The following is a 22,187-nucleotide window of genomic DNA, read 5'->3' as shown; positions in this document are numbered from 1 at the left end:
GCCGGGCATGAATATCCCGCTGGGCCGTCCGGCCTTTGATGATGCGGCGGGCAAGCCGCATGCCGTTGTGATCGGCGCAGGGCCCGGGGGTCTGGCGTCGGCGATGCTGCTTGCCGCGCGGGGCCTGCGCGTGACCGTGCTGGAACGGGATGGCGTGATCGGCGGCCGCAGCCGCACCCTGACGGCGCCCGGCGGCTACCGCTTCGACCTGGGCCCGACCTTCTTTCTGTATCCCCGCATCCTGGAGGAAATCTTCGCCGCTTGCGGCGCGTCCCTGCGCGAGGAGGTGCCGATGACACGCCTCGATCCGCAATACCGGCTGGTGTTCGGCGGCGGAAGCGGGCCGGTGATCGACGCCACGCCGGACATCGCCCGGATGGAAGCGGAAATCGCCAAGCTCGACCCGCGCGACGCTGGCAACCTGCGCGCCTTCCTCGTTGACAACCGGCGCAAGCTGGAGGCCTTCCGCCCCGTGCTGGAGCGCGGCTTCGCTTCCGCCGCCGACCTGCTGGCGCCGGACATGCTGCGCGCCCTGCCGCATCTGCGCCCGCACCTGTCGGTCGATGCGGAGTTGAAGCGCTATTTCCGCGATCCGCGCACCCGGCTGCTGTTCTCCTTCCAAAGCAAGTATCTGGGCATGAGCCCGTTCCGCTGCCCCAGCCTGTTCACCATCCTGAGCTTCCTGGAATACGAGCATGGGGTGTTCCACCCTGCCGGCGGCTGCGGCGCCGTGGCCGGCGCCATGGCCAGGGTGGCGCAGCGTCTGGGCGCCGAGATCCGCCTGAACGCGCCCGTGGAGCGGGTCGTGTTCCAGGGCCGCCGCGCCACCGGGGTGGAGGTCGCGGGCGAGTTCGTGCCCGCCGACGCGGTGGTGATGAACGCCGATTTCGCCCATGCCGCCCCGAAGCTGATCCCCGACGTGCTGCGCCGCCGCCAATGGTCCGACAGCCACATCGCCAAGGCGCGCTATTCCTGCTCGACCTTCATGCTGTATCTTGGCGTCGAGGGGCGCTTTCCGCAGCTGGCGCACCACACCGTGCTGCTAGCCGGCAACTACCAGCGCAACCTGGCCGAGATCGAGGCGGGGCTGCTGCCAGCGGAGCCTTCCTTCTACCTGCACAACCCGGTGGCCACCGATCCCTCCATGGCGCCGGAAGGGCATAGCAGCCTGTACCTCCTGGTGCCGGTGGCCAATCTGCGCGGCAACATCGACTGGAAGCAGGCGGCCCCGGCCTTCCGGGCGGAGGCGCTGCGGCGGCTGGCGGCGCTTGGCATCCCCGACATCGAATCGCGCATCCGCTTCGAGCGCATGGTGACGCCGAATGACTGGCAGGACGAGTTCGCGGTCGGCTTCGGCGCCACCTTCAACCTGGCGCATGACCTCGGGCAGATGCTCAACTTCCGGCCCGGCAACCGCTTCCGGGGCACGGAAGGGCTGTATCTGGTGGGGGGCGGCACCCATCCCGGCTCCGGCCTGCCGGTGATCTATGAAGGCGCGCGGATCAGCACCGACCTGCTGTTGAAGGATCTTGGCCTGCCGCGCCATGGAACGCGGCTGCCGGACATCGCCGAAGGCGCGGGAACGGCAGGATCGGTGGCTGAGAAGGAGATCGTGGCATGACCTCGTCCCATGTGGTGGTGATCGGCGGCGGATTGGGCGGGCTGTCGGCCGCCGCCGTGGCCGCGGCGCGGGGCCACCGCGTCACGCTGCTCGACAAGAACGACTGGCTGGGCGGCAAGGCGGCGGTGCTCAACCTGCCCGCCGCCGCGGGCGCCAACAGCGGCTTCCGCTTCGACATGGGCCCCACCATCCTGACCATGCCGCGCGTGCTGCGCCGCATCTTCGCCGAGGCGGGACGCGACCAGCAGGCCGAGCTGCCACTGATCCGCCTCGACCCGCAATGGCGCTGCTTCTTCGAGGATGGCACCCGCATCGACCTGATGCAGGACGTGCCGGCCATGGCGGAGGCGATGAACCAATTCGCCCCCGGCAATGGCGATGGCTACCGCCGGTTCCAGGACGTGGCGCGCCACCTGCACGACGTGTCGGAAAAGTTCTTCTTCTGGAAGTCGGTGGAAGGCATCGGCGACACGCTGGACTTCAAGGCCAATTTCTCGCCCGACACCATGCGGGACGTGCTGGCGCTGCGCATGGGGCAGACCGTGGCCAAGGTCATCCGCGGCCATGTGCCGGATGCGCGGCTGGCGCAGATGCTGGACCATTACACGCAATATGTCGGCTCCTCGCCTTATCTGGCGCCGGCCGTGCTGTGCGGCATCGGCGACATGCAGGCGGCGGAGGGCATCTGGTACCCCAAGGGCGGCACCCGCGCCGTGGCCGAGGGACTGGCGAAGCTGGCGGCCGAGTTGGGCGCCGACCTGCGCACCGGCGTCGATGTTTCCGGCATCGAGGTGGAGAACGGCGCCGTCCGGGCCGTGCGCGCGGGCGGGGCCCACGGGACGGAACGCATCGCCTGCGACGCCGTGATCTCCAACATGGACGCCATCCGCACCTATGGCGAGCTGGTCGGCGGCGCGGCGGCGCGGAAATATCCCCGCAGGAAGCACGAGCCGGCCTGCTCAGGGGTGGTGCTTTATCTGGGCCTGAACCGCCGCTACGAGCATCTGGCGCATCATGACTTTATCTTCTCCCGCGATGCGGAGGAGGAGTTCGACGCCATCTACAAAAAGGGCATTCCGGCGCCCGACCCGACCGCCTATCTCGCCGCGCCGTCCGCCACCGATCCCTCGGTCGCGCCGGAAGGCGGGGAAGCGCTGTATGTGCTGGTCCACACCCCTTACCTCCGCCCCGGCCAGGACTGGACAAAGATGCTGCCCGGCTACCGGCAGGTCATCCTCGACAAGCTGAAGCGCACGGCGGGGATGGAGGATATCGAGGAGCGCATCGTGGTGGAGCGCAGCCTGACGCCGCAGGACATCCATGAGCGCTACCGCGTGCTGGACGGCGCCATCTATGGCCTGGCCAGCCATGGCCGGTGGACCGGCGCCTTCAAGCCGGGCAACCGCTCCCGCGCCGTGAAGGGGCTTTACCTGGCCGGCGGCGCCGCGCATCCGGGCCCCGGCATGCCGATGGTGATGATGTCGGGCTGGATCGCCGCCGACGCGCTGGACCAGGATCTGGGCGGTCGCGGCATGAGCGTGGCGGCACGGGCGGCAGGCGAGCGGGGGCTGCCCCTGGCTGCGGAATGACGATGGCGCGCGCAGCGGCGCGGGGCGGCACCCTTCCCCCGGACCATCCCCGGGGGCGGCGGGCGGCTGCGCCAGGGCCCGGGATATCCTGGCCCTCCGGGCAGGAGGCGGGGAAAGCGGAGCCCTCCTGATGGACCCCCTCGCCACCTATTCGCCCCGCGCGCTCGATTTCTACGACTTCATGTTCACCCGCTTCGCCCGCCGCCACATGCGGGCACTGCGGGTGCCGCATTGGGGCCTGCCGCCGGACACCGGCGACGCGCCGCTGGTGGTGTTCGCCAGCCACCCTTCCTGGTGGGACGGCGTTGCCTTCATGCTGCTGTCGCGCCGGCTGTTTCCCGGCCGCCGCATGTTCATCCCCATGGAGGAAGCGGCGCTGGCCCGCTACCGCTTCATGCGGCGGCTCGGCGTGTTCGGGGTGGAGCCCGCCACCGCGCGCGGTGCCGTGGCCTTTCTGCGCGTGGCCCGCCGGGTGCTGGACCCGGCGCGGAGCGACATGCTGTGGATGAACGCCCCCGGCCGCTTCGCCGATGTGCGGGAGCGCCCCGTGCCGATCGCGCCCGGCCTCGCCCGGCTGCCGGAGCTGGCGCCGGAAGCGGCCTTTGTTCCGCTGGCCCTGGAATACCCCTTCTGGTCGGAGCGCAAGGCGGAGATGCTGGCCGCCTTCGGCAACCCCTTGCCCGGCGCCGCTTTGCAAGCCATGCCGCGCGAGGCGCGGACCGAGGCGCTGTCCGCCGCCCTCGCCGGCACCATGGACCGGCTGGCACAGGAGGCGCTGAGCCGTGATCCGGCGCAGTTCCAGTTGGTGGAGCAAGGGGGGGAAGGCATGGGGGGCATCTATGACCTTTGGCGGCGCGGCCGCGCGGCGCTGGCCGGCCGGCGCTTCGATCCCCGGCATGAGTGGCGGCGATGAGCGGGCTGCAAGCCGCCCTCCAGGCTGCCCTTCCCTGGGCCTCCCTGGGGCTGGCCGCCTTCCCCTGGGTGCTGGTGGGCCGCAACATCCCGTGCCTGCCACGTTTGCGCGCCGCGCCATCCGGGCCGGCGCTGGTGTCCATCCTGATCCCGGCGCGGGATGAGGCGGCACAGATCGAGGGCTGCCTGCGCGCCGCCCTGGCCAGCCAGGATGCCGCCATCGAGGTGGTGGTGATGGATGACGGCTCCCGCGACGACACCGCCGCCATTGTGCGGCGCGTCGCCACACAGGACCCGCGGGTGCGGCTGCTGGCCGCGCCGCCCTTGCCGCAGGGCTGGACCGGCAAGGTGCATGCCTGCGCCCGGCTGGCCGAGGCCGCGCGCGGCACGCATCTGTTGTTCATCGACGCCGATGTCCGCCTGCGCTCGCATGCCGCCGCCGCCATGGTGTCCCACGCGGAGAAGCATGACCTGGCCCTGGTCAGCGGCGTGCCGCGCCAGCAGATGGGCACGCTGGGCGAGGCGCTGACCGTGCCGGTGATCAACCTGATGATGCTCGGCTACCTGCCCCAGGGCGGGCGGCGCGGCACCCGCGCCTCGCTGGCGGCGGCCTGCGGCCAGCTGGTGCTGGCGGAGGCAGCGGCCTATCGCGCCGCCGGGGGGCACGCGGCCGCCCCGGCCGTCCTGCATGACGCGCTGGCCCTGGCCCGCCGCATGCGCGCGCGCGGCTTCCGGACGGAGGTGGTGGATGGCAGCCGCCTCGCCACCTGCCGCATGTATCGCGGCTTCGCCGAAGCCTGGGGCGGGTTCAGCAAGAACGCGCGGGAAGGCATGGCGACCCCGCTGGGCCTGCCTGTCTGGACGCTGCTGCTGGGCGGCGGCCACATCCTGCCCTGGCTGCTGCTGCCGCACCCGGCGGCGTTTCTCGCGGTGCTGCTGTCCCTCGTGCTGCGCGGCCTGATCACCTGGCGCATGCGGGAGCCGTGGTGGAGCGTGCCGCTGCATCCTTTCGCCATGGCCGTGGCGCTGGCCATCCAGTGGTCGGCGCTGCTGGGCGGCGGGCTGGGGGTGAAGCCGGAATGGAAGGGCCGTTCCTATGGCGGCCCGCCCGCCAACCCGGCATGACGCCGGAAGAGGCGCTGGCCTCCCTGCGTGCCGCCGGGCCGGCACCCTCCATCCCGCAGCGCCGCGCCGCGCTGCAGGCCCTGGCCGGGGCGGTGATCCGCCGCGCCGATGACCTCGCCGCCGCTGCCGACGCCGATTATGGCGGGCGCTCCGCCGTGGAGACCTGGATCGCCGATGTGCTGCTGGTGGCGCAGGCGGCGCGGCGGGCGCGGCGCTGGCTGCGTTGGTGGGCGCGGCCGCGCTTCGTGCTGGCGCCGCTGGCCTTCCAGCCCTCGCTGGCCTGGGCGGAGCCGGTGCCGAAAGGGGTGGTGGGCGTCATGGCGCCCTGGAACTACCCGATCCAGCTGGCGCTCTGGCCCCTGGCCGAGGCGCTGGCCGCCGGCAACCGCGTGGCGCTGAAGCCCAGCGAGCATACGCCCCGCACCGCCGCCCTGCTGGCGGAGATCCTGGCGGATGCCCTGCCCGGCCTGACCTGCGTGGTGCAGGGCGACGCCGGCGTGGCCGCCCGTTTCGCCGCCCAGCCCTGGGACCATCTGGTGTTCACCGGCGGCACCGAAACCGGCCGCGCCGTGATGCGCGCCGCCGCCGAGAACCTGACGCCGCTGACCCTGGAACTGGGGGGCCGCTGCCCCGTGATCGTGCTGCCCGGCGCCGATCTGCGCCGCGCCGCCCGGGCCATCCTGGTGGGCAAGGCGATGAATGCCGGCCAAACCTGCGTCGCGCCGGACACGGTTCTTTTGCTGGGCCACCGGGAAGCGGATTTCGCCGCTGCCTGCCGGGCCGAGGCGGTGCCGGTGGACAGTGTCGTGCTGCCGCCGCAGCGGGCGCGGCAGGCGGCGCTGGCGGAAGGGGGCTGCGCCCTGCCGGGCGGCATCGCCCTGCTGCCGGACAAGGTTGGGGCGGAAATCTTCGGCCCCGCCCTGGCGGTGCGGGAGATGGACTCGCTGGAGGAAGCGCTGGATTGGCTGGGCCGCCAGCCTTCCCCCCTGGCGCTCTACCTGTTCGGCGCCACGCGGGCGGAAGCCGCCGCGATCGCCGCCAACAGCCGCTCGGGCGCCATCGTCGAGGAACGATGCGTGGAATACGCGGCCTTTCCCGCGCTGCCGTTCGGCGGCGTCGGCGCCTCAGGCTTCGGCCGCTATCATGGCCGCGCCGGATTCGAAAGCTTCAGTGACTGGCGGGCCAGAGTACGGCACGGGCCTTTCGCCCTGTCCCGCCTGCTCGACCCACCACGCGGCGAGCGCGCCCGCCAGCTGGCCCGCCGCCTGTTGCGCTGAGGCGGCAAGGCCGTCAACGGCGCGGCGGCATCAATCCTGGTACTTGAAGCCCGGCAGGTTGCGCAGCTGGTCGCGCGTCATGGCCACCGTGACGCGGTCGCGGTTGTTGGCGCTCGGCGTCACCTGCGCCACGGGCACCGCGACATACTTGTCGGTGAAGCCGAGGCGGGATTCGACCTCGATGATCACCAGCACCACCTGGTTCTGCGCGTTGAGGATCAGGTCCTCGACCTCGCCGATCTCGACGTCGTCGGAGCTGTAGGCATCGCGGTCGAGCAGCATCTTGGCGCGGCTCTGGCCGGCTTCGAGGCCGGTCTGCGGCGCCTGCGCCAGGGCCGGCAGCGAGGCCATCCCCAGAAACAGCGACAGGCTGGTGGCGGCCAGGAGGGAAGAAAGCTTCATCGGGATAATCCTGTTTGGCAAAGGTGTCAGAACGGGCCCGCCACGGGCGGCGGCATGGTGGGGCCGGGCGGCGAGATCGGCGGCACCTCGGCGGGCGGCGTCGGGCTGACCGGGTCCACCTCCGGCCCGCGGCCGGGCGCGGGCGTTTCCGGCGGCGGCGGCTCGGGCTGGGCGGGCACGGTGTCCGGCGGCGGATTGACCGGCGGAAGGCCAGGCAACTCCGGCGGCGGCTTGGTGTCGGGCTGCTCCGGCCCGTTGCGGGGGCTGACGGACATGCCGGCGCGCTCCTTGTTGTTGCTTCCAGCCGAGTCAACACATGCGGGCCCACGTTGTTGCAGGCCCGCCGCCGTTCCGCTCAAGGCAGGGGATTCGCGTCGAACACCTTGTCGATGGTGATGGGCAGGGACCGCACCCGCTTGCCGGTCGCATGGAAGATGGCGTTCGCCACCGCCGCCGCCGTGCCGACAATGCCGATCTCGCCCACCCCCTTGACGCCCAGCGGCGTCACTTCAGGGTCCGGCTCATCCACGAAGATCACCTGGATGTCGCCGATATCGGCGTTCACCGGCACATGATATTCGGCGTAATTGTGGTTCATGAACCGGCCGTAGCGGTGGTCGGCCATCGACTCCTCATGCATCGCCATGCCGATGCCCATCACCACGCCGCCCAGGATCTGGCTGCGCGCCGTCTTGGGGTTGATGATCCGCCCGGCGGCCACCGCATTGACGATGCGGGTGACGCGGATGACGCCCAGTTCCTCATCCACCCGCACCTCGGCGAAGATGGCGCTGTGCGTGTTCCGCGACTTGCGCATCTGGCTGATCATGCCGCTGATGCCGCCGCTGGCGGTTTCCTGCACCTCGATGGCATCCATGCCCGCCGCGCGCATGATCTCGGCGATGGCGACGCCACGCGCGGGATCGTCTCGCAGGGAGATGCGGCCGCCGGCGAAGCGCACCTCATCCAGCGACGCACTGCCGAGCGGACTGTTCTCCATCTTCTCCGCCGCCTTCAGCAGCTTCTCCGCCACCGAGCGGCAAGCGAGCTGCACCGCGGCGCCGACCGAGGCGGCCATCCAGGAACCGCCTTCCACCGGCGCGGTAGGCAGGGTGGAATCGCCGAGCCGCACGGTGATCTGCTCCACCGGCAGGCCCAGCGTGTCGGCGGCGGCCTGCGCCATCACCGTATAGGTCCCGGTGCCGATGTCGGAGGCGGCGCTGGCCACCTCCAGATGCCCGTTCGCCGTCAGCCGCGCGCTGGCCGAGGTTTTCGAGAACATCGCGTCCCACATGCCGGTGGCGACACCCCAGCCGACCAGTTCGCGCCCCTCCTTCATGGAGCGCGGCGCCTGGCTGCGGCGGCTCCAGCCAAAGGCGGCCGCGCCTTCCGCATAGGCTTCGCGCAGCGCCTTGCTGGTGAAGGGCGTGCCGTTCATCTGGTCGATCTCGGAATAGTTCCTGATCCGGAACTCCAGCGGATCGATGCCGGCGGCGTGGGCCATCTCGTCCACCGCCATCTCGAAGAAGGTCATGCCGGTGGCGGCGCCCGGCGCGCGCATGTCGGAGGAGGTGGCGGTGTCCACGGGCGCGATGGCGTATTCGCCCGCGGCATTCTCGCAAGCGTAGTTCATCATGCCCCAGTTCACCACATTCTCCATGTTGTTCTCGTAGCGGGAGGTGGAGGTGGTGGCGGAATTGCGGATGGCGGTGAGCCGTCCGTCGCGCTCCGCGCCGAGCTGGACGCTTTGCAGCGCCTCGGGGCGGTGGCCATGGGTGAACATCTGCTGCCGCGTCATCACCACGCGCACCGAGCGCCGCAGCATCCGCGCCGCCATGACGGCCAGGTACACCTGGTATTGCGGCCGGAGCCCGGAGCCGAAGGCGCCGCCGACATAAGGGTTCATGACGCGGATGTTCTTGGCGGACATGTTGAACACGCCGGCAAGGTAGTCGCGCACATTCTGCGGGCCCTGCGTCTTGTCGAACACCGTGATGCCGCCATCGCCTTCCCAGATCACCGTGGAGGCATGCATCTCCATCGGGTTGTGGTGCTCGGTGGCCAGGTGGAAATCGGCCGACACCTTCACCGGCGCGGCCTCATAGGCGGCCCCGGCATCGCCACGGTTCTTCGGTGGCTGGAAGCTGTCGCGCTTCTTCGAAGGCATGAAGCGCTCGGCCTGGGCCTTGTGGAAATCGGTGTTGTGCGGCTCGACCTCATAGGATGCGCGCACCAGGGAGGCAGCGTGGCGCGCCACCTCGAAGCTTTCCGCCAGCACCAGGGCGATGGGCTGGCCGCTGAAGTGGATCCTGTCGTCGTACAGTGCCTTGAAGGGCGATCCCGGCGGCGCGACCATGTCCTTGTGGCTGTGGTCGAACCAGGCGATGTGCGGCCGGTTCTTGTGCGTCAGGATCTCGATCACGCCCGGCACGGCACGCGCCTCGGCCTCGTCCAGCGCCAGGATGCGCCCCTTCGGCACGGCGCCCGAGACGATGACGCCGTAGACAAGGCCTGGAACCGGGTGTTCCGCAGCGTAGCGCGCCTGGCCGGTGACCTTCTGCAAGCCGTCCACCCGGTTGATGGCGCTGCCGATGCCGACATTCTGCATGACGTTCATGGTGGCGCTCCTTCAGGCGACGCGCTTGTCGGTCTGCGATTGCGGGGTGCCGGCGGCGGCCTGCCGCAGCGCCCGCCGGATGGCACGGTGCGCCAGCCCGATCTTGAAGTCGTTGTGCCCCTGCCCCTGCGCGCCGCGCAGCAGCAGGTCGGCAGCCCGGGCGAAGCTCTCCGCCGAGGCGGGCTGTCCGGCCAGCGCCTGCTCGGCGTCCGGCACGCGCCAGGGCTTGTGCGCCACGCCGCCCAGCGCGATGCGCGCCTCGGCGATGCGATCGCCCTCCATGCGCAGCGCCACCGCGACCGACACCAGCGCGAAGGCGTAGGACAAGCGGTCCCGCAGCTTCAGATAAGTGTGGTGGGCGGAGAAATCCTCGGCCGGCAGGTCGATGGCGGTGACCAGTTCGCCCGGGTGCAGCGTGTTGTCCCGCTGCGGCGTGTCGCCGGGCAGGCGGTGATACTCGCCAAAGGGGATCTCGCGTTCGCCCTGCGGCCCCGTCACCCGGATTGTGGCGTTCAGCACCGCCAGCGCCACGCACATGTCGGAGGGATGGGTGGCGATGCAGGAGGCGCTGGCGCCCAGGATGGCGTGGATGCGGTTCACCCCGCCAATGGCGCCACAGCCCGTGCCGGGGTTGCGTTTGTTGCAGGCGGTGGTGTTGTCATAGAAGTAGTAGCACCGCGTGCGCTGGTTGAGGTTGCCGCCATTCGTTGCGGCGTTGCGCAGCTGCGGGCTGGCGCCGGCCAGAATCGCCGAGGCCAGCAGCGGATAGCGCTTCGCCACCCGCGCATCCCGCGCCGTGTCGGCGTTGGTGGCCAGCGCGCCGAGCCGCAGCCCGCCGCCCGGCAGGTCCTCGATCGCATCGAGGCCGAGCCGGTTGATGTCCACCAGCGCCGAGGGGCGCTCCACATTCTCCTTCATCAGGTCGATGAGGTTGGTGCCGCCGGCCAGGAAGCGACCGCCGGGGCGCACCACGGCACGCAGCGCATCCGGCACGGTGGTGGGGCGGGTGAAGCTGAACGGGTTCATCGCGCGGCCTCCGCTGATGCCGCCCGGGCTTCGCCGCGGGCTTCGAGCACCTCCATGATGGCGTCCACGATGTTGGTGTAGGCGCCGCAGCGGCACAGATTGCCGCTCATCAGCTCCTGCACCTCCTGGCGCGTGGGCGCCTGGTTCTCGTTCAGCAACCCCTTGGCCGAGCAGATCTGCCCCGGCGTGCAATAGCCGCACTGGAAGGCGTCATGGTCCATGAAGGCCTGCTGCAGCGGATCGAGCCTGCTGCCATCCGCCAATCCTTCAATGGTGGTGATGCTGGCGCCGTCGAGGGACACGGCCAGCTTCAGGCAGCTGTTGATGCGCCGGCCATCCACCAGCACGGTGCAGGCGCCGCACTGCCCGTGATCGCAGCCCTTCTTGGTGCCGGTCAGGTCCTCCCGCTCCCGCAGCAGGTCGAGCAGCGTGACCCAGGGCTCCACCGAAAGGCGCCGCTCGCGGCCATTGATGGTGAGGGTGATCGGCATCGCGGCCAGAATGGCGGCGGGAGCCGGGGGCACGGCTTCGGGCATGGCGGCCTCCTGCGTCAGGGATTGCAGCTGCCCGGTAACGCGCTGAACCGTCAGGAGGTTTGCCGCAAGTTATTGATATTGATAGTCATTATCATTTCAGTTCGGAGCAGGCAGCCCGGAGCGCAACTTGGCGACGATAAGTCTTGTATAAGACATCAGCCATGCGTTGCATGCCCGGGCCTGCGCGAATTCAGCAACGCTAAGGTCGCGGATGGCTCCCTATATTCGTTTTGCAGCCGCAGCCTTGCGGCGGTTTTAAAGGAACAAGGGGTTTACCCATGTCCGCTTTTGTTTTCGTAACTGTTGTCGCCGCCCTGGTTGCGGGTGGACTGTTTGCCCGCTCCGTCGTGGAGCGTGATCTGCCGATGAGCCTCCGCACCCTGCACGCGGCGGACTGACCGGTTCTTTCCGGGTGGGACGCATCATGCGTCCCGTTCGCCCCTTTCCGGTTGGGGCGGCTTGCTTGGGGCTGGTGCGGGCGGCGGGAGTCGAACCCGCACGTCAAGCTAATGACCAGGGTTTTTAAGACCCATGCGTCTACCATTCCGCCACGCCCGCGGATCATGGCGCGCCTCCATCGGCCTGTGCCACGGAGGCTCCGCGCCCTTGCCGAACAGCCCGTTCGGGCATTCCCCGCAGTATCGCCTTGGCGTCGTTCTGCCAAGCCGCTCCGCCGCCGGGCCTGGCGGCCCGGCGATCGCATGTTTCAGCGTTGCGCCGTCTGCATCCCGCGCTGCTGCCAGCCGCCACCCAGCACCTTGTACAACGTCACCAGATTGGCCAGCCGCGCCTGCCGCAGCGTGATCAGGTTCTGCTGCGCGCCATACAGGTCCCGCTGCGACACCAGGGTGGTGAGGTAATTGTCCACCCCGCTGCGGAAGCGCAGCTCCGACAGGCGGTAGCTTTCGGCGAAGGAGGCGGTCAGCCCCCGCTGCGCCCGCAACTGGCTGTCATAAGTGCCGCGCGCGGCCAGGGCATCCGCGGCTTCGCGGAAGGCACCCTGGATGGCCTTCTCGTAATTCGCGATCTCCACCTGCTTCTGCAGCCTGGCGTAATCCAGCGTGGCTTCGTTGATGCCGCCGGTGAAGATCGGGATGCTGATCTGCGGCAGGAAGCTCCAGGCGCCCGATCCGGGCTGGAACAGCCGCGACAACGCGGCCCCGCTTGTGCCGAAATCGCCGGTCAGGGTGATGGAGGGGAAGAACGCCGCGCGGGCGGCGCCAATATTGGCGTTGGCGGCGCGCAGCCCACGTTCGGCCGCCAGCACGTCCGGCCGCCGCAGCAACACCTCGGAAGACAGGCCGGCCGGCACATCCGCCAGCATCAGCGGCGCGTCGAGCCCCTTCGCCACCGGCAGATCCGGCGGCAGGGGCTGGCCGATCAGCTCGGCCAGCGCGTTCTCGGCCTGCGCCAGTTGCCGGGTATAGAGGGCCAGGTTGGCGCGCGCGGTTTCCACGGCGCTTTGCGCCTGCTGCAGCGTCAGCGCCGTTTCGGTGCCGCCCGCCGCCGCCGCCCGGGTCAGCCGCAGCGAGGTTTCCTGGCTTTCCAGCGTCCGCCGCGTCAGCTCCAGCAATTCACGGTCCGCCAGCACCGTCAGGTAGCCCTGGGCCACCGCGGCGACCAAGCTGATCTGCGCCGCCCGCCGGGTTTCCTCCAGCCCCAGATAGCTTTCAAAGGCGCTCTGGCTGAGGGAGCGGAGGCGGCCAAACAGGTCCAGCTCATAGGCGGTCAGGCCCACGCCCGCGCTCCAGCGGCGGCTGGTGATGGGCTGGGTGCGGCCTGGGCCGGCATTGGTCAGGTCCGCCGGCACCTGCTGGTAGGAGGCCGCTCCGCTGGCCCCCACATCGGGGTAGAGGGTGCCGTGCTGGGCGCGGAACTGCGCCTCCGCCGCCGCGACGTTCAGCGTCGCGATGCGCAGGTCGCGGTTGTTCCGCAGCGCGATGTCGATCAGCTGCCGCAGGCCCGGATCGAGAAAGAATTCGTCCCAGGCCAGGGCATCCGCCGTGGCCTGACCCGGCGCGGCGGACACCGCGCGGTAGGCCTCGCCTTGCGGCCATGCGGCCGGGATGGGCGCGGCGGGCCGCTCGTAATCGGGGATCAGCGAGCAGCCGCCCAGCAGCGCGGCGGCGAGGGCCAGCGGCGGCGCATGGCGCGGAAGGAAGGCGGAAAGGGTCAGGGTCTTCATGGCCATCAATCTCCGGCGCCCGCATGGGCCGGCGCCTCCTGGCGTTCCTCCACCGCCTGCCGCTCCGAGCTGCGCCTGGTGCGGAACAGCTTCAGCACCAGCACGAAGAACAGCGGCACGAAGAACACGGCCAGCACCGTGCCGGCGACCACGCCGCCGATGATGCCGGTGCCGATGGCGACGCGGCCGCCGGCGCCCGCCCCCGTGGCGATGGCCAGCGGCACCACGCCGAGGGTGAAGGCCAGGGAGGTCATCAGGATCGGCCGCAGCCGCTCCTTCGCCGCATGCAGCGCGGCGTCGGCCAGGCTTTCGCCGGCCTCGAAATGCTCCTTGGCGAATTCGACGATCAGGATGGCGTTCTTGGCCGACAGGCCGACGGTGGTGAGCAGGCCGACCTGGAAATACACGTCGTTCTCCAAGCCCCGCAGCAAGGTCGCCGCCACCGCGCCGAACACGCCGAGCGGCACCACCAGCAGCACCGAGATGGGGATCGCCCAGCTCTCGTACAGCGCCGCGAGGCACAGGAACACCACGATCAGCGAGATCGCGTAGAGCGGGCCCGCCTGGCTGCCGGAGGCGCGCTCCTCATAGGAGAGGCCGCTCCAGTCCACGCCGAAGCCCGGCGGCAGCTCGGCGGCCAGCCGCTCCATCTCGGCCATGGCGTCGCCGGTGCTCTGGCCGGGGGCGGCATCGCCGGACAGCTTCACCGCGCTGACGCCGTTGAACCGCGTCAGGCCTGGCGAGCCGATCTCCCACTTGGCCGAGGCGAAGGCGGTGAACGGCACCATGGTCCCGGCGGCGTTGCGCACATACCAGCGGCCGATATCCTCGGGCAGCATGCGGAACTCGGCCGCGCCCTGCACATAGACGCGCTTGACGCGGCCACGGTCCAGGAAGTCGCCCGCATAGGAGGCGCCGAAGGCGGCGGACAGCGTGTTGTTGATGTCGTTGACGGACAGGCCGAGCGCGCTCGCCTTCTCCCAGTCGATGTCCAGCTTGTACTGCGCCTCGTCCGGCTGGCTGCCGGGGCGGACGCCCACCACCAGGGGGCTTTTTGCCGCGGCGGCCAGGATCTGGTCGCGCGCCTGCTTCAGCGCCGCCTGGCCATTGGCGCCACGATCCACCAGCTGCATCTCGAAGCCCGTGGCGTTGCCCAGCTCCGGCACGGCGGGCGGCGCGAAGGCGAAGATCTGCGCGTCCTGGTAGCCGGCGAAATGCTGCATCAGGCGCCCGGCGACGGCATTCACCGCCTGCTGCGGATCGGCCCGCTCCTCCCAGTCGCGCAGGCGCACGAAGGCCAGGCCGGCATTCTGGCCACGGCCCGAGAAGGAAAAGCCGCTGATCGCCATGACGCTCTGGACGTTGTCCTTCTCCTGCTCCAGCGCGTAGCGGGTGACGGCGTCCAGCGCGGCCTGTGTGCGCTCGGTGGTGGCGCCCTGCGGCGCCGAGACCTGCACCAGCAGCACGCCCTGGTCCTCATCCGGCAGGAAGGAGGAAGGCAGGCGCACATACAGCACGCCGAAGGCCGCGGCGATCGCCACGTAAACCAGCATCAGCCGCCAGGGCCGCGCCAGGATGCCGCGCACGCCGCGGACATAGCCGCGGGTGGTGCGGTCGAAATTGCGGTTGAACCAGCCGAAGAAGCCGCGCTTCTGCGCGCCATGGTGCTTCGGGCGGCGCAGCAGGGTGGCGCACAGGGCGGGGGTGAAGATGATCGCCACCGCCACCGACAGCGTCATGGCGGTGATGATGGTCAGCGAGAACTGCCGGTAGATGACGCCGGCCGACCCGGCGAAGAAGAACATGGGGAAAAACACGGCCGACAGCACCAGGCCGATGCCGACCAGCGCGCCGGAAATCTGGTCCATCGACTTGCGCGTGGCCTGGAGCGGGGAAAGATGCTCCTCCTCCATCACGCGCTCGACATTCTCCACCACCACGATGGCGTCATCGACCAGCAGGCCGATCGCCAGCACCATGGCGAACATGGTCAGGGTGTTGATCGAGTAGCCGGCGAAGGCCAGCACCGCGAAGGTGCCGAGCAGCACGACCGGGATGGCCAGGGTCGGGATCAGCGTGGCGCGCCAGTTCTGCAGGAACACGAACATCACCACGAAGACCAGCAACATGGCTTCCACCAGCGCCTTCACCACCTCCTTGATCGAGATCTTCACGAAGGGCGTGGTGTCGTAGGGCACCACCATCTCGATGTTGGAGGGGAAGGAGGCGCTGATTTCCGACAAGGTCTGCCGCACCGCCTCCGCCGTGGAAACGGCATTGGCGCCGGCGGCGAGCTGAATGCCCATGGCGGCGGAAGGGCGGCCATTGAACTGGCTGGAGATCGAGAAGCTCTGCGCCGCCAGCTCCACCTCGGCGACGTCGCGCAGCCGTACCTGGGAGCCGTCGGCGTTCACCCGCAGCATGATGTTGCCGAACTGCTCGGGCGTGTTCAGGTAGGAGGGGCCGATCAGCGTGGCGTTCAGCATCTGCCCCGGCACCGCCGGCCGCGCGCCGATCTCGCCCGAGGCCACCTGCACGTTCTGCGAGGCGATCGCCGCTGTCACGTCGGAGGGCATCATGCTGTAGGCGTTCAGCTTGTTCGGATCGAGCCAGATGCGCATCGCGTATTGCGAGCCGAACAGGTTGTAGTCGCCGACGCCCAGCGTCCGCGTCACCGGGTCCTGCACATTGGTGGCGATGAAGTCGGCCAGGTCGGCGCTGGTCATCGAGCCGTCCTTGGACACGAAGCCCACCACCATCAGAAAGGCCGCGGACGATTTGGCGACGCGGATGCCCTGCTGCCGCACGGTTTCCGGCAGGCGCGTTTCGGCGAGGGACAGCTTGTTCTGCACCTGCACCTGCGCCGTGTCGGCATCGGTGCCCTGCGCGAAGGTCAGCTCGACCGAGGCGCTGCCGTCCCGGTTGGCGGAGGAGGTGAAGTAGCGCAGCCCGTCCAGCCCGGTCATCTGCTGCTCGATCACCTGCACCACGGTGTTCTGCACCGTCTCGGCCGAGGCGCCGGGATAGGTCAGGGAGATGCGGATCGAGGGCGGCGCGATGGTCGGGTATTGCGAGATCGGCAGGGTGCGCAGGCAGATCAGGCCCACCAGCATGGTGGCCAGCGCCAGCACCCAGGCGAAGACCGGGCGGTCGATGAAGAAGCGTGCCATGGCGGTTCGCTCAGCCCTGGTTCTGCGGCAGGGCGGCCCGCGGCTCGCGCAGCGCCTCGGCCGTGGTTTCGGTGACCTGCGGGCGGGCGCCGGCCTGCACGCGCTGGCCGCCCGCCACGATCACCTTGTCGCCGGGCTGCAGCCCGCCCTGGGCCAGCCAGTCGGTGCCGATGGCGCGGGTGGCGGTAATGATGCGCTCGGCCACGGTGCCGTCGCCCTGCACCACCTTCACCACCGCCTCGCCGCGCGGGTTGCGGGTCACGGCGCGCTGCGGCACCAGCAGGGCATTCTCGGTGATGCCTTCCTCCACATCCTGGCGGACAAACATCCCCGGCATCAGCAGCCCGTCGGGGTTGGGGAACTCGGCGCGCAGCACGACGGAGCCGGTGCCGGGGTCCACCGTGACCTCGGCCACCCGCAGCTTGCCGGGATGGGCGTATTCGGTGCCGTCCTCCAGCTTCAGCCGCACCTCGGCCTCGCCTTCGGCCGCCTGGCGCAGCCGCCCGGCCTCCATTTCCCGCCGCAGGCGCAGAAGGGTCGCCGCCGGCTGGGTCACGTCCACGTAGATCGGGTCGAGCTGCGTCACCGTCAGCAGGGACGTGGCCTGGTCGGCGGTGACCAGCGCGCCCACGGTCAGCCGGGCGCGGCTGGTGCGGCCGGTGATCGGGGCGTTGATGGTGGTGTAGCCGAGATTGATCTTCGCGATCTCCACCGCAGCCTTGGCCGAGGCGACATCCGCCTCCGCCTGCTTCTGGGCGGCCACCGCGGTTTCGTATTCGAGCTGGCTGACGGCATTCTGCTTCACCAGCGGGCGGTAGCGCGTGGCGGTGACGCGCGCCGAACTCAGCGTCGCCTCGGCCCTGGCCAGGTTCGCTTCCGCGCTGGCCAGCTGGGCCTTGTAGGGCGCGGGATCGATCTGGAAGAGCTTCTGCCCGGCTTCCACCGTTTCGCCTTCGCGGAACAGGCGCTCGCGCAGCACGCCGCCGACCTGGGGGCGCACCTCGGCGGTCTGGTAGGCCACGACGCGTCCGGGCAACGTGGTCTGGATGCTGATCCGCTGCGGCTGCACCGACACCACCGTCACGGCGGGGGGTGGGGCCTCCTGCCCGGCCTGCTGCGCCGTCGCGGGCTCGTCGCACGCCGCCAGCAGAAGCGGGCCCAGCAGCACCAGAGGCAGGGCTGCGGCGCCGATGCGCGGACGGCGCGGCATGCCACCAGGCAGCCGGGCGGAGATCGACAGATCGGCCATGGGAATAGGCTCCTGCAGGCGGGGAGAAGAAGGGAGTTTGGGCTGGAAACTGCTTAGTGTCCGATCTATTGTCAAGCAATTCACCGCCACAGCAGGGCTGCCCAAATGGTACAAAACGTGACGGAGGGTCCGGGCGGGGGCGAGATCCTGGCCGAACCTGCGGCGGCGCTAGAGCGCATCTGCGCGGCGGCCGAGGCCGAGTTCCGTGGGCATGGCTTCCATGCCACGACAATGGACGCGGTGGCGCGCGCCGCGGGCTGTTCCAAGAAGACGATCTACAAGCTGTTCGACTCCAAGGAAGCGCTGTTCTTCCGCCTCCTGGACCGCTTCAAGGATCGCGCCCAGCGGATCGAGGTCGATCCGGGCCTGCCGCCCCAGGCGGCTCTGGAAGGCTTCCTGTGGCGCATCGGCCGGCTGATCCTGGACGAGGAAGCGGTCTCCACCCTGCGCATGGTGCTGGGCGAATACCGGCTCAGCCCGTCGCTGCTGCAGGCGGCGGAACGGCATTTCGGCGGCGGCATCCTGGCCCTCGACGCTTATCTGGCCCGGCTGGAAGCGGAAGGGCTGTATCGCTTCGGCGCGCCGGCCGAGGCGGCACGGATGCTGATGGGCATGGCGCTCGGCGCCTATCACCATGAGCGGCTCATCGGCCTGCTGCCGGGCGTGCCAGAGGCGGCGCTGCGGACCCGCATCCAGAAGGCGGTGACCATCTTCCTCGCCGGCACGCGGCTGCCGCCACGGCCCGCCGCGTGCTGAGCGGCCCGCATCCCGGCTTCCCGGCGGGCGCGAACAACGCCCCGCGCAATTTCCCTTCCGGCAGGCCCGGTGGCGCCGGGCCGTGGAATGGCCGAACCTGAGCAGCGGGGGCTTGCCTCCCGCCAATCCACCGGCACATTGGCGGGGATGCCTGTTTCCGCCCCTTCGCCGCTCCGCTGCGATGCCGCCGGGGCCATTCCCGGGGCGGGATGGCCGCCAGGCGTCATTCCCCGGGAATGCGACGATTGCGGCCTGCTGCTGCGCATGAAGCAGGAAGCGGCAGGCACCGATTCCCGCTGCCCGCGCTGCGGCGCCACGCTGCGGCGGCACCATGCCAATCCCCTCGGCGCGCCCTTCGCCCTGGCCATTGCCAGCCTGATGCTGTGCGTGTTGACGGTGACCATGCCTTTCCTGACGCTGCGCCTGCTGGGGCAGGCGCGCGACAGCCGCATCCAGTCCGGTGCCGCCGCCTTTGCCCAGGATGGGCTGTGGCTGCTTTCGGTGATCGTGGTGGTGGCGCTGGTGCTGGTGCCGCTTGCTCGCCTGCTGCTGCGCCTGACGGTGCTGGGCGGCCTGCGCCTGCGCCGCCCGCCCTCCTGGCTCGGCCTGCCGCTGCGCTGGCATGAGCATCTGGGCGCCTGGGGCATGCTGGAAGTGTTCCTGTTCGGTGCCCTGGTGTCCTACACAAGGCTGGTGGACCTGGCGCAGGTGGAGCTGGGGCCGGCGGTTTATGGCCTTGGCGCCGTGGTGCTGACCCTGGTCGCCGCCGATGCGGCCTTTGAGCCGCAGGCTGCCTGGGATGCGCTGGAAGCGCGCGGCATCGGCCGGGCCCTTCCCGCGGCGCCTCGAGGGCAGCCCCTGTCATGCCATTGCTGCCGAAAGGTGAGCCGCGCCCCGGAGGGCGCCCCCTGCCCCCGCTGCGGCACCGCCCTGCACCGCCGCAAGCCCAACAGCGTGGCGCGAAGCTGGGCGCTGGTGATCGCGGCGGCCATTCTTTACGTGCCGTCCAACTATTATCCGGTGATGACCATTGTCACGCTGGGCCGGGGCGGCCCCCATACCATCCTGGGTGGCGTGGTGGAGTTCATCCATACCGGCTTCTGGCCGCTGGCGCTGATCGTCTTCCTGGCCTCGGTCGCCGTGCCGATGCTGAAGCTGGTCGGGCTTTCGGTGATGCTGCTGTCCATCCATCGCCGTTCCGCGCGCCATCTCCGGCGCAAGACGCAGCTTTACCGCGTGGTGGAGGCGCTGGGGCGCTGGTCGATGATCGACGTGTTCGTTGTTTCGGTGCTGATCGCCCTTGTGCGCTTCGGCAGCATCGCCTCCATCCATGCCGAGGTGGGCGCGGCCTGCTTCGGCGCCGTGGTGGTCCTGACCATGGTGGCCGCGGAAACCTTCGACCCGCGCCTGATGTGGGATGCGGCCGGCGCCAATGACCGGAAAGAACCTGACCGCCGATGAGCGACACTCCCCCCGCCGACGCGCCGGACCTCGCCGAAAGCCGGCACCGCCGCTTTCCGGTGATCTGGCTGATCCCGCTCGCCGCGCTGCTGGTCGCCGGCTACCTCGCCTACAAGACCATCAGCGGCCGTGGCCCGCTGATCACGGTGAGCTTCAACACCGCCGACGGCCTCACCGCCGGGCAAACCCAGGTGCGCTACAAATCGGTTGCCATCGGCACGGTGGAGGGGATCGAGCTGTCGGACGACCTGTCCACGGTCACCGCCAGCATCCGCATGACGCCGGATGTGGAGGAGCGGCTGACCGACCAGGCCCGGTTCTGGGTGGTCCGCCCGCGGCTCACGGCGGGCAATGTGTCGGGATTGGAGACCATCGTTTCGGGCGCCTATATCGAGTTCGATCCCGGCCAGATGGATGGCGAGCAGCGCCGAGACTATCGCGGCCTGGAGGATCCGCCGGGCATCCGCTCGGACGAGCCCGGGCGCATCTTCACCCTCAGGACCGGAAGGCTGGGTTCGCTGAACCGGGGCTCGCCCGTGTTCTTCCGCGACGTGCAGGTGGGGGAGGTGCTGAGCTTCGACCAGCCCGGGCTGGACGGCACCATCACGCTGCGCGCCTTTATCCGCTCCCCTTATGAAGGCTATGTGCGGGAAGGCTCGCGCTTCTGGAACAGCTCCGGCGTGCGCCTCGGCTTCGGTCCGGGAGGGTTGAGCCTGGAGGTGGAAAGCCTGCGGGCCGTGCTGGCCGGCGGCATCGCCTTCGAAACCCCGCCGCGCGAGCGCGATGCGCCGCCGGCGCCGGACAATGCCCGGTTCACCCTCTACGGCACCATGGAGGACGCGTTCGCCGCCACCTCGGAGCACCGGCTGGAGGTGCTGGTTTACCTGGATGGCTCGGTGCGGGGGCTGGGGCCGCGCTCGCCGGTGGAGATGCGCGGCATCCGCATCGGCAGCGTCACCAGCGTCGACCTGGCCTTCGACCGGGACACCGGCCGCTTCACAGTGCCGGTGCGCCTCGCACTCGAACCCGACCGCATCGCCTTTCCCAATGGCCGCCCTCAATGGGAGGTGCGGCAGGCGCTGGAGCGCTTCGTCGCCGAGGGGATGCGGGCGCAGCTGGCAAGCGGCAACCTGCTGACCGGCCAGAAAGTGGTGACGCTGGATTTCGTGCCCGACGCACCGCCCGCCACAGTGCGGCAGGAGGGCGAGTTGCTGGTGATCCCGAGCCTGGGCGGCGGCAGCGACAACCTGATGGGCGCGGTGGGGGCCATCGCCGGCAAGCTGGAGAACTTCCCGCTCGACCAGATCGGCCAGAACCTGTCCGGCGCGCTGGCGGCGGTGAACAGCCTGGTGGGCGGGCCGGAGCTGCGGGACGCGGTGGCCAGCCTGGCCGCCATCCTGGGCGACACGCAGCGCCTGGTGCGCCGCACCGATGACGGGCTGGCGCCGCTGCTGCGCCGCCTGCCGGCCATGGCCAACACCCTCGACCAGACCCTGGCGCGCGCCAATGCTGCCGCCACCTCGGTGGAACGCGGCTATGGCACCAACTCGGCCTTCAACCGTGAATTGTCGCGGCTGCTGCAACAAGCAACCGACGCCGCGCGTTCGGTGCGTCTGCTGGCCGATTATCTTGAACGCCACCCCGAGGCGCTGCTGCGGGGCCGCTCGGAGTAGCTCATGATCCGCCGTCGCGCCCTGCTCGCCCTGCCCGTGCCGCTGGCCGCCCTGCTGGCGGGTTGCGCCTCCGCCGAGCCGGACTATTTCCGTCTGTCGGCCACGCCTGGCCCCGCGCGCCGCAGCCGCCACCGGCTGGTGGAGCTGCGCTCGATCGGGTTGCCGCGTTACCTCGACCGCGCGGAAATCCTGCGCGCCTCCGGCCCCAACCGGCTCGACCTGCTGTCCGGCGACCGCTGGGCGGAGCCGATGGCCGACATGGTGGGCCGCGTGCTGGGCGAGGATCTGCAACGGCGCCTGCCGAACAGCACTGTGTTCAGCGCCGGCGGGGCCTTGTCCATCGACAGCGACGCCGTGGCCGAGGTGGAGATCCTGCGCTTCGAGCAGGAGGGCGACGGACCGGTGCTGCTCATGGCGCAGCTTGCGGTGCGGCCGGCGTCACGCGGCCGCCGCGCCGCGCGCAATGTGAGGCTGCAGGCGCCGGTCGAGGGCACCGCCACGGCGGCGCTGGTGGCGGCGATGAGCCAGGCGCTCGGCCAGTTGGCCGATGCGCTGGCGGAGATGCTGGCGGCCGCCTGAGCGGCGCAG

17 protein-coding genes and 1 tRNA gene are annotated in these 22,187 nt (G+C 70.2%); 9 read left to right on the top strand and 9 right to left on the bottom strand.

Going from position 1 to position 22,187, the window contains the following annotated elements; genetic code table 11:
- Positions 1-7: 7 nt before the first annotated feature.
- The 5 genes from crtI (at position 8) to F0Q34_RS15260 (ending at position 6,524) form a co-directional block, all read left to right on the top strand.
- Complete coding sequence (gene crtI / locus F0Q34_RS15280) at positions 8-1,621, top strand: phytoene desaturase family protein (protein ID WP_149813096.1); 1,614 nt, start codon at positions 8-10, stop codon at positions 1,619-1,621.
- Positions 1,618-3,210, top strand: a complete 1,593-nt coding sequence (locus F0Q34_RS15275) for a phytoene desaturase family protein (RefSeq protein ID WP_149813095.1) — start codon at positions 1,618-1,620, stop codon at positions 3,208-3,210. Before crtI ends, F0Q34_RS15275 begins: the two co-directional genes overlap by 4 nt.
- Positions 3,211-3,340: 130 nt before the next feature.
- Positions 3,341-4,123 carry a lysophospholipid acyltransferase family protein gene (locus tag F0Q34_RS15270; RefSeq protein ID WP_149813094.1) on the top strand — a complete coding sequence of 261 codons (783 nt, stop codon included), beginning with the start codon at positions 3,341-3,343 and terminating at the stop codon, positions 4,121-4,123.
- Complete coding sequence (locus tag F0Q34_RS15265) at positions 4,120-5,247, top strand: glycosyltransferase (RefSeq protein WP_149813093.1); 1,128 nt, start codon at positions 4,120-4,122, stop codon at positions 5,245-5,247. The genes F0Q34_RS15270 and F0Q34_RS15265 overlap by 4 nt, the downstream gene beginning before the upstream one ends.
- Positions 5,244-6,524 (top strand): aldehyde dehydrogenase family protein, encoded by a 1,281-nt coding sequence (locus tag F0Q34_RS15260; RefSeq protein WP_161600895.1) that lies wholly within the window; start codon positions 5,244-5,246, stop codon positions 6,522-6,524. Before F0Q34_RS15265 ends, F0Q34_RS15260 begins: the two co-directional genes overlap by 4 nt.
- Positions 6,525-6,554: 30 nt before the next feature.
- Here F0Q34_RS15260 and F0Q34_RS15255 read toward each other — a convergent pair whose 3' ends face one another.
- The 9 genes from F0Q34_RS15255 to F0Q34_RS15215 form a co-directional block, all read right to left on the bottom strand.
- On the bottom strand, positions 6,555-6,926 hold the full coding sequence (locus F0Q34_RS15255) for a PRC-barrel domain-containing protein (protein WP_149813091.1): 372 nt from the start codon (positions 6,924-6,926) through the stop codon (positions 6,555-6,557).
- A 26-nt stretch (positions 6,927-6,952) separates the two neighbouring features.
- Positions 6,953-7,201, bottom strand: a complete 249-nt coding sequence (locus F0Q34_RS15250; RefSeq protein ID WP_149813090.1) for a hypothetical protein — start codon at positions 7,199-7,201, stop codon at positions 6,953-6,955.
- Positions 7,202-7,281: 80 nt separating this feature from the next.
- The gene (locus F0Q34_RS15245) at positions 7,282-9,543 is read right to left on the bottom strand and encodes a xanthine dehydrogenase family protein molybdopterin-binding subunit (protein ID WP_149813089.1); all 2,262 of its coding nucleotides are present in this window, start codon (positions 9,541-9,543) and stop codon (positions 7,282-7,284) included.
- 12 nt (positions 9,544-9,555) lie between these two features.
- A complete protein-coding gene (locus F0Q34_RS15240) occupies positions 9,556-10,569 on the bottom strand; it encodes an FAD binding domain-containing protein (protein WP_149813088.1) in 1,014 nt (337 codons plus the stop codon).
- The gene (locus F0Q34_RS15235) at positions 10,566-11,105 is read right to left on the bottom strand and encodes a (2Fe-2S)-binding protein (RefSeq protein ID WP_149813087.1); all 540 of its coding nucleotides are present in this window, start codon (positions 11,103-11,105) and stop codon (positions 10,566-10,568) included. The genes F0Q34_RS15240 and F0Q34_RS15235 overlap by 4 nt, the downstream gene beginning before the upstream one ends.
- 470 nt (positions 11,106-11,575) lie before the next feature.
- Positions 11,576-11,663 (bottom strand) — tRNA-Leu (locus F0Q34_RS15230).
- Positions 11,664-11,811: 148 nt separating this feature from the next.
- Positions 11,812-13,290 carry an efflux transporter outer membrane subunit gene (locus F0Q34_RS15225; protein ID WP_149813086.1) on the bottom strand — a complete coding sequence of 493 codons (1,479 nt, stop codon included), beginning with the start codon at positions 13,288-13,290 and terminating at the stop codon, positions 11,812-11,814.
- A gap of 5 nt (positions 13,291-13,295) precedes the next feature.
- Positions 13,296-16,460, bottom strand: a complete 3,165-nt coding sequence (locus F0Q34_RS15220) for an efflux RND transporter permease subunit (RefSeq protein ID WP_149813085.1) — start codon at positions 16,458-16,460, stop codon at positions 13,296-13,298.
- 10 nt (positions 16,461-16,470) lie between these two features.
- Positions 16,471-17,709 carry an efflux RND transporter periplasmic adaptor subunit gene (locus F0Q34_RS15215; protein WP_277755285.1) on the bottom strand — a complete coding sequence of 413 codons (1,239 nt, stop codon included), beginning with the start codon at positions 17,707-17,709 and terminating at the stop codon, positions 16,471-16,473.
- Positions 17,710-17,826: 117 nt separating this feature from the next.
- On the opposite strand from F0Q34_RS15215, the gene F0Q34_RS15210 reads away from it, so the two are divergent.
- The 4 genes from F0Q34_RS15210 to F0Q34_RS15195 all read left to right on the top strand — a co-directional run bounded on the left by F0Q34_RS15210 (position 17,827) and on the right by F0Q34_RS15195 (position 22,178).
- Entirely contained in the window at positions 17,827-18,465 is a 639-nt protein-coding gene (locus tag F0Q34_RS15210; RefSeq protein WP_161600894.1) for a TetR/AcrR family transcriptional regulator, read from the top strand.
- 147 nt (positions 18,466-18,612) lie between these two features.
- Complete coding sequence (locus F0Q34_RS15205; protein ID WP_161600893.1) at positions 18,613-19,926, top strand: paraquat-inducible protein A; 1,314 nt, start codon at positions 18,613-18,615, stop codon at positions 19,924-19,926.
- On the top strand, positions 19,923-21,599 hold the full coding sequence (locus tag F0Q34_RS15200) for a PqiB family protein (RefSeq protein ID WP_149813082.1): 1,677 nt from the start codon (positions 19,923-19,925) through the stop codon (positions 21,597-21,599). Before F0Q34_RS15205 ends, F0Q34_RS15200 begins: the two co-directional genes overlap by 4 nt.
- A gap of 3 nt (positions 21,600-21,602) precedes the next feature.
- Positions 21,603-22,178 (top strand): PqiC family protein, encoded by a 576-nt coding sequence (locus tag F0Q34_RS15195; RefSeq protein ID WP_149813081.1) that lies wholly within the window; start codon positions 21,603-21,605, stop codon positions 22,176-22,178.
- The last annotated feature ends 9 nt before the right edge of the window (positions 22,179-22,187 follow it).

Source organism: Teichococcus oryzae (genome assembly GCF_008386565.1).
Taxonomy (GTDB): domain Bacteria; phylum Pseudomonadota; class Alphaproteobacteria; order Acetobacterales; family Acetobacteraceae; genus Pseudoroseomonas; species Pseudoroseomonas oryzae.
Note: the sequence above shows the minus strand (reverse complement) of the source record. Positions and strands in the feature narration are given on the sequence as shown.

Bases quoted from the DNA above. Each gene is read 5' to 3' on its own strand.
- crtI (WP_149813096.1), top strand. From the start codon at position 8: ATGAATATCCCGCTGGGCCGTCCGGCCTTTGATGATGCGGCGGGCAAG.
- F0Q34_RS15275 (WP_149813095.1), top strand. From the start codon at position 1,618: ATGACCTCGTCCCATGTGGTGGTGATCGGCGGCGGATTGGGCGGGCTG.
- F0Q34_RS15270 (WP_149813094.1), top strand. From the start codon at position 3,341: ATGGACCCCCTCGCCACCTATTCGCCCCGCGCGCTCGATTTCTACGAC.
- F0Q34_RS15265 (WP_149813093.1), top strand. From the start codon at position 4,120: ATGAGCGGGCTGCAAGCCGCCCTCCAGGCTGCCCTTCCCTGGGCCTCC.
- F0Q34_RS15260 (WP_161600895.1), top strand. From the start codon at position 5,244: ATGACGCCGGAAGAGGCGCTGGCCTCCCTGCGTGCCGCCGGGCCGGCA.
- F0Q34_RS15255 (WP_149813091.1), bottom strand. From the start codon at position 6,926: ATGAAGCTTTCTTCCCTCCTGGCCGCCACCAGCCTGTCGCTGTTTCTG.
- F0Q34_RS15250 (WP_149813090.1), bottom strand. From the start codon at position 7,201: ATGTCCGTCAGCCCCCGCAACGGGCCGGAGCAGCCCGACACCAAGCCG.
- F0Q34_RS15245 (WP_149813089.1), bottom strand. From the start codon at position 9,543: ATGAACGTCATGCAGAATGTCGGCATCGGCAGCGCCATCAACCGGGTG.
- F0Q34_RS15240 (WP_149813088.1), bottom strand. From the start codon at position 10,569: ATGAACCCGTTCAGCTTCACCCGCCCCACCACCGTGCCGGATGCGCTG.
- F0Q34_RS15235 (WP_149813087.1), bottom strand. From the start codon at position 11,105: ATGCCCGAAGCCGTGCCCCCGGCTCCCGCCGCCATTCTGGCCGCGATG.
- F0Q34_RS15225 (WP_149813086.1), bottom strand. From the start codon at position 13,290: ATGAAGACCCTGACCCTTTCCGCCTTCCTTCCGCGCCATGCGCCGCCG.
- F0Q34_RS15220 (WP_149813085.1), bottom strand. From the start codon at position 16,460: ATGGCACGCTTCTTCATCGACCGCCCGGTCTTCGCCTGGGTGCTGGCG.
- F0Q34_RS15215 (WP_277755285.1), bottom strand. From the start codon at position 17,709: ATGGCCGATCTGTCGATCTCCGCCCGGCTGCCTGGTGGCATGCCGCGC.
- F0Q34_RS15205 (WP_161600893.1), top strand. From the start codon at position 18,613: ATGCCTGTTTCCGCCCCTTCGCCGCTCCGCTGCGATGCCGCCGGGGCC.
- F0Q34_RS15200 (WP_149813082.1), top strand. From the start codon at position 19,923: ATGAGCGACACTCCCCCCGCCGACGCGCCGGACCTCGCCGAAAGCCGG.
- F0Q34_RS15195 (WP_149813081.1), top strand. From the start codon at position 21,603: ATGATCCGCCGTCGCGCCCTGCTCGCCCTGCCCGTGCCGCTGGCCGCC.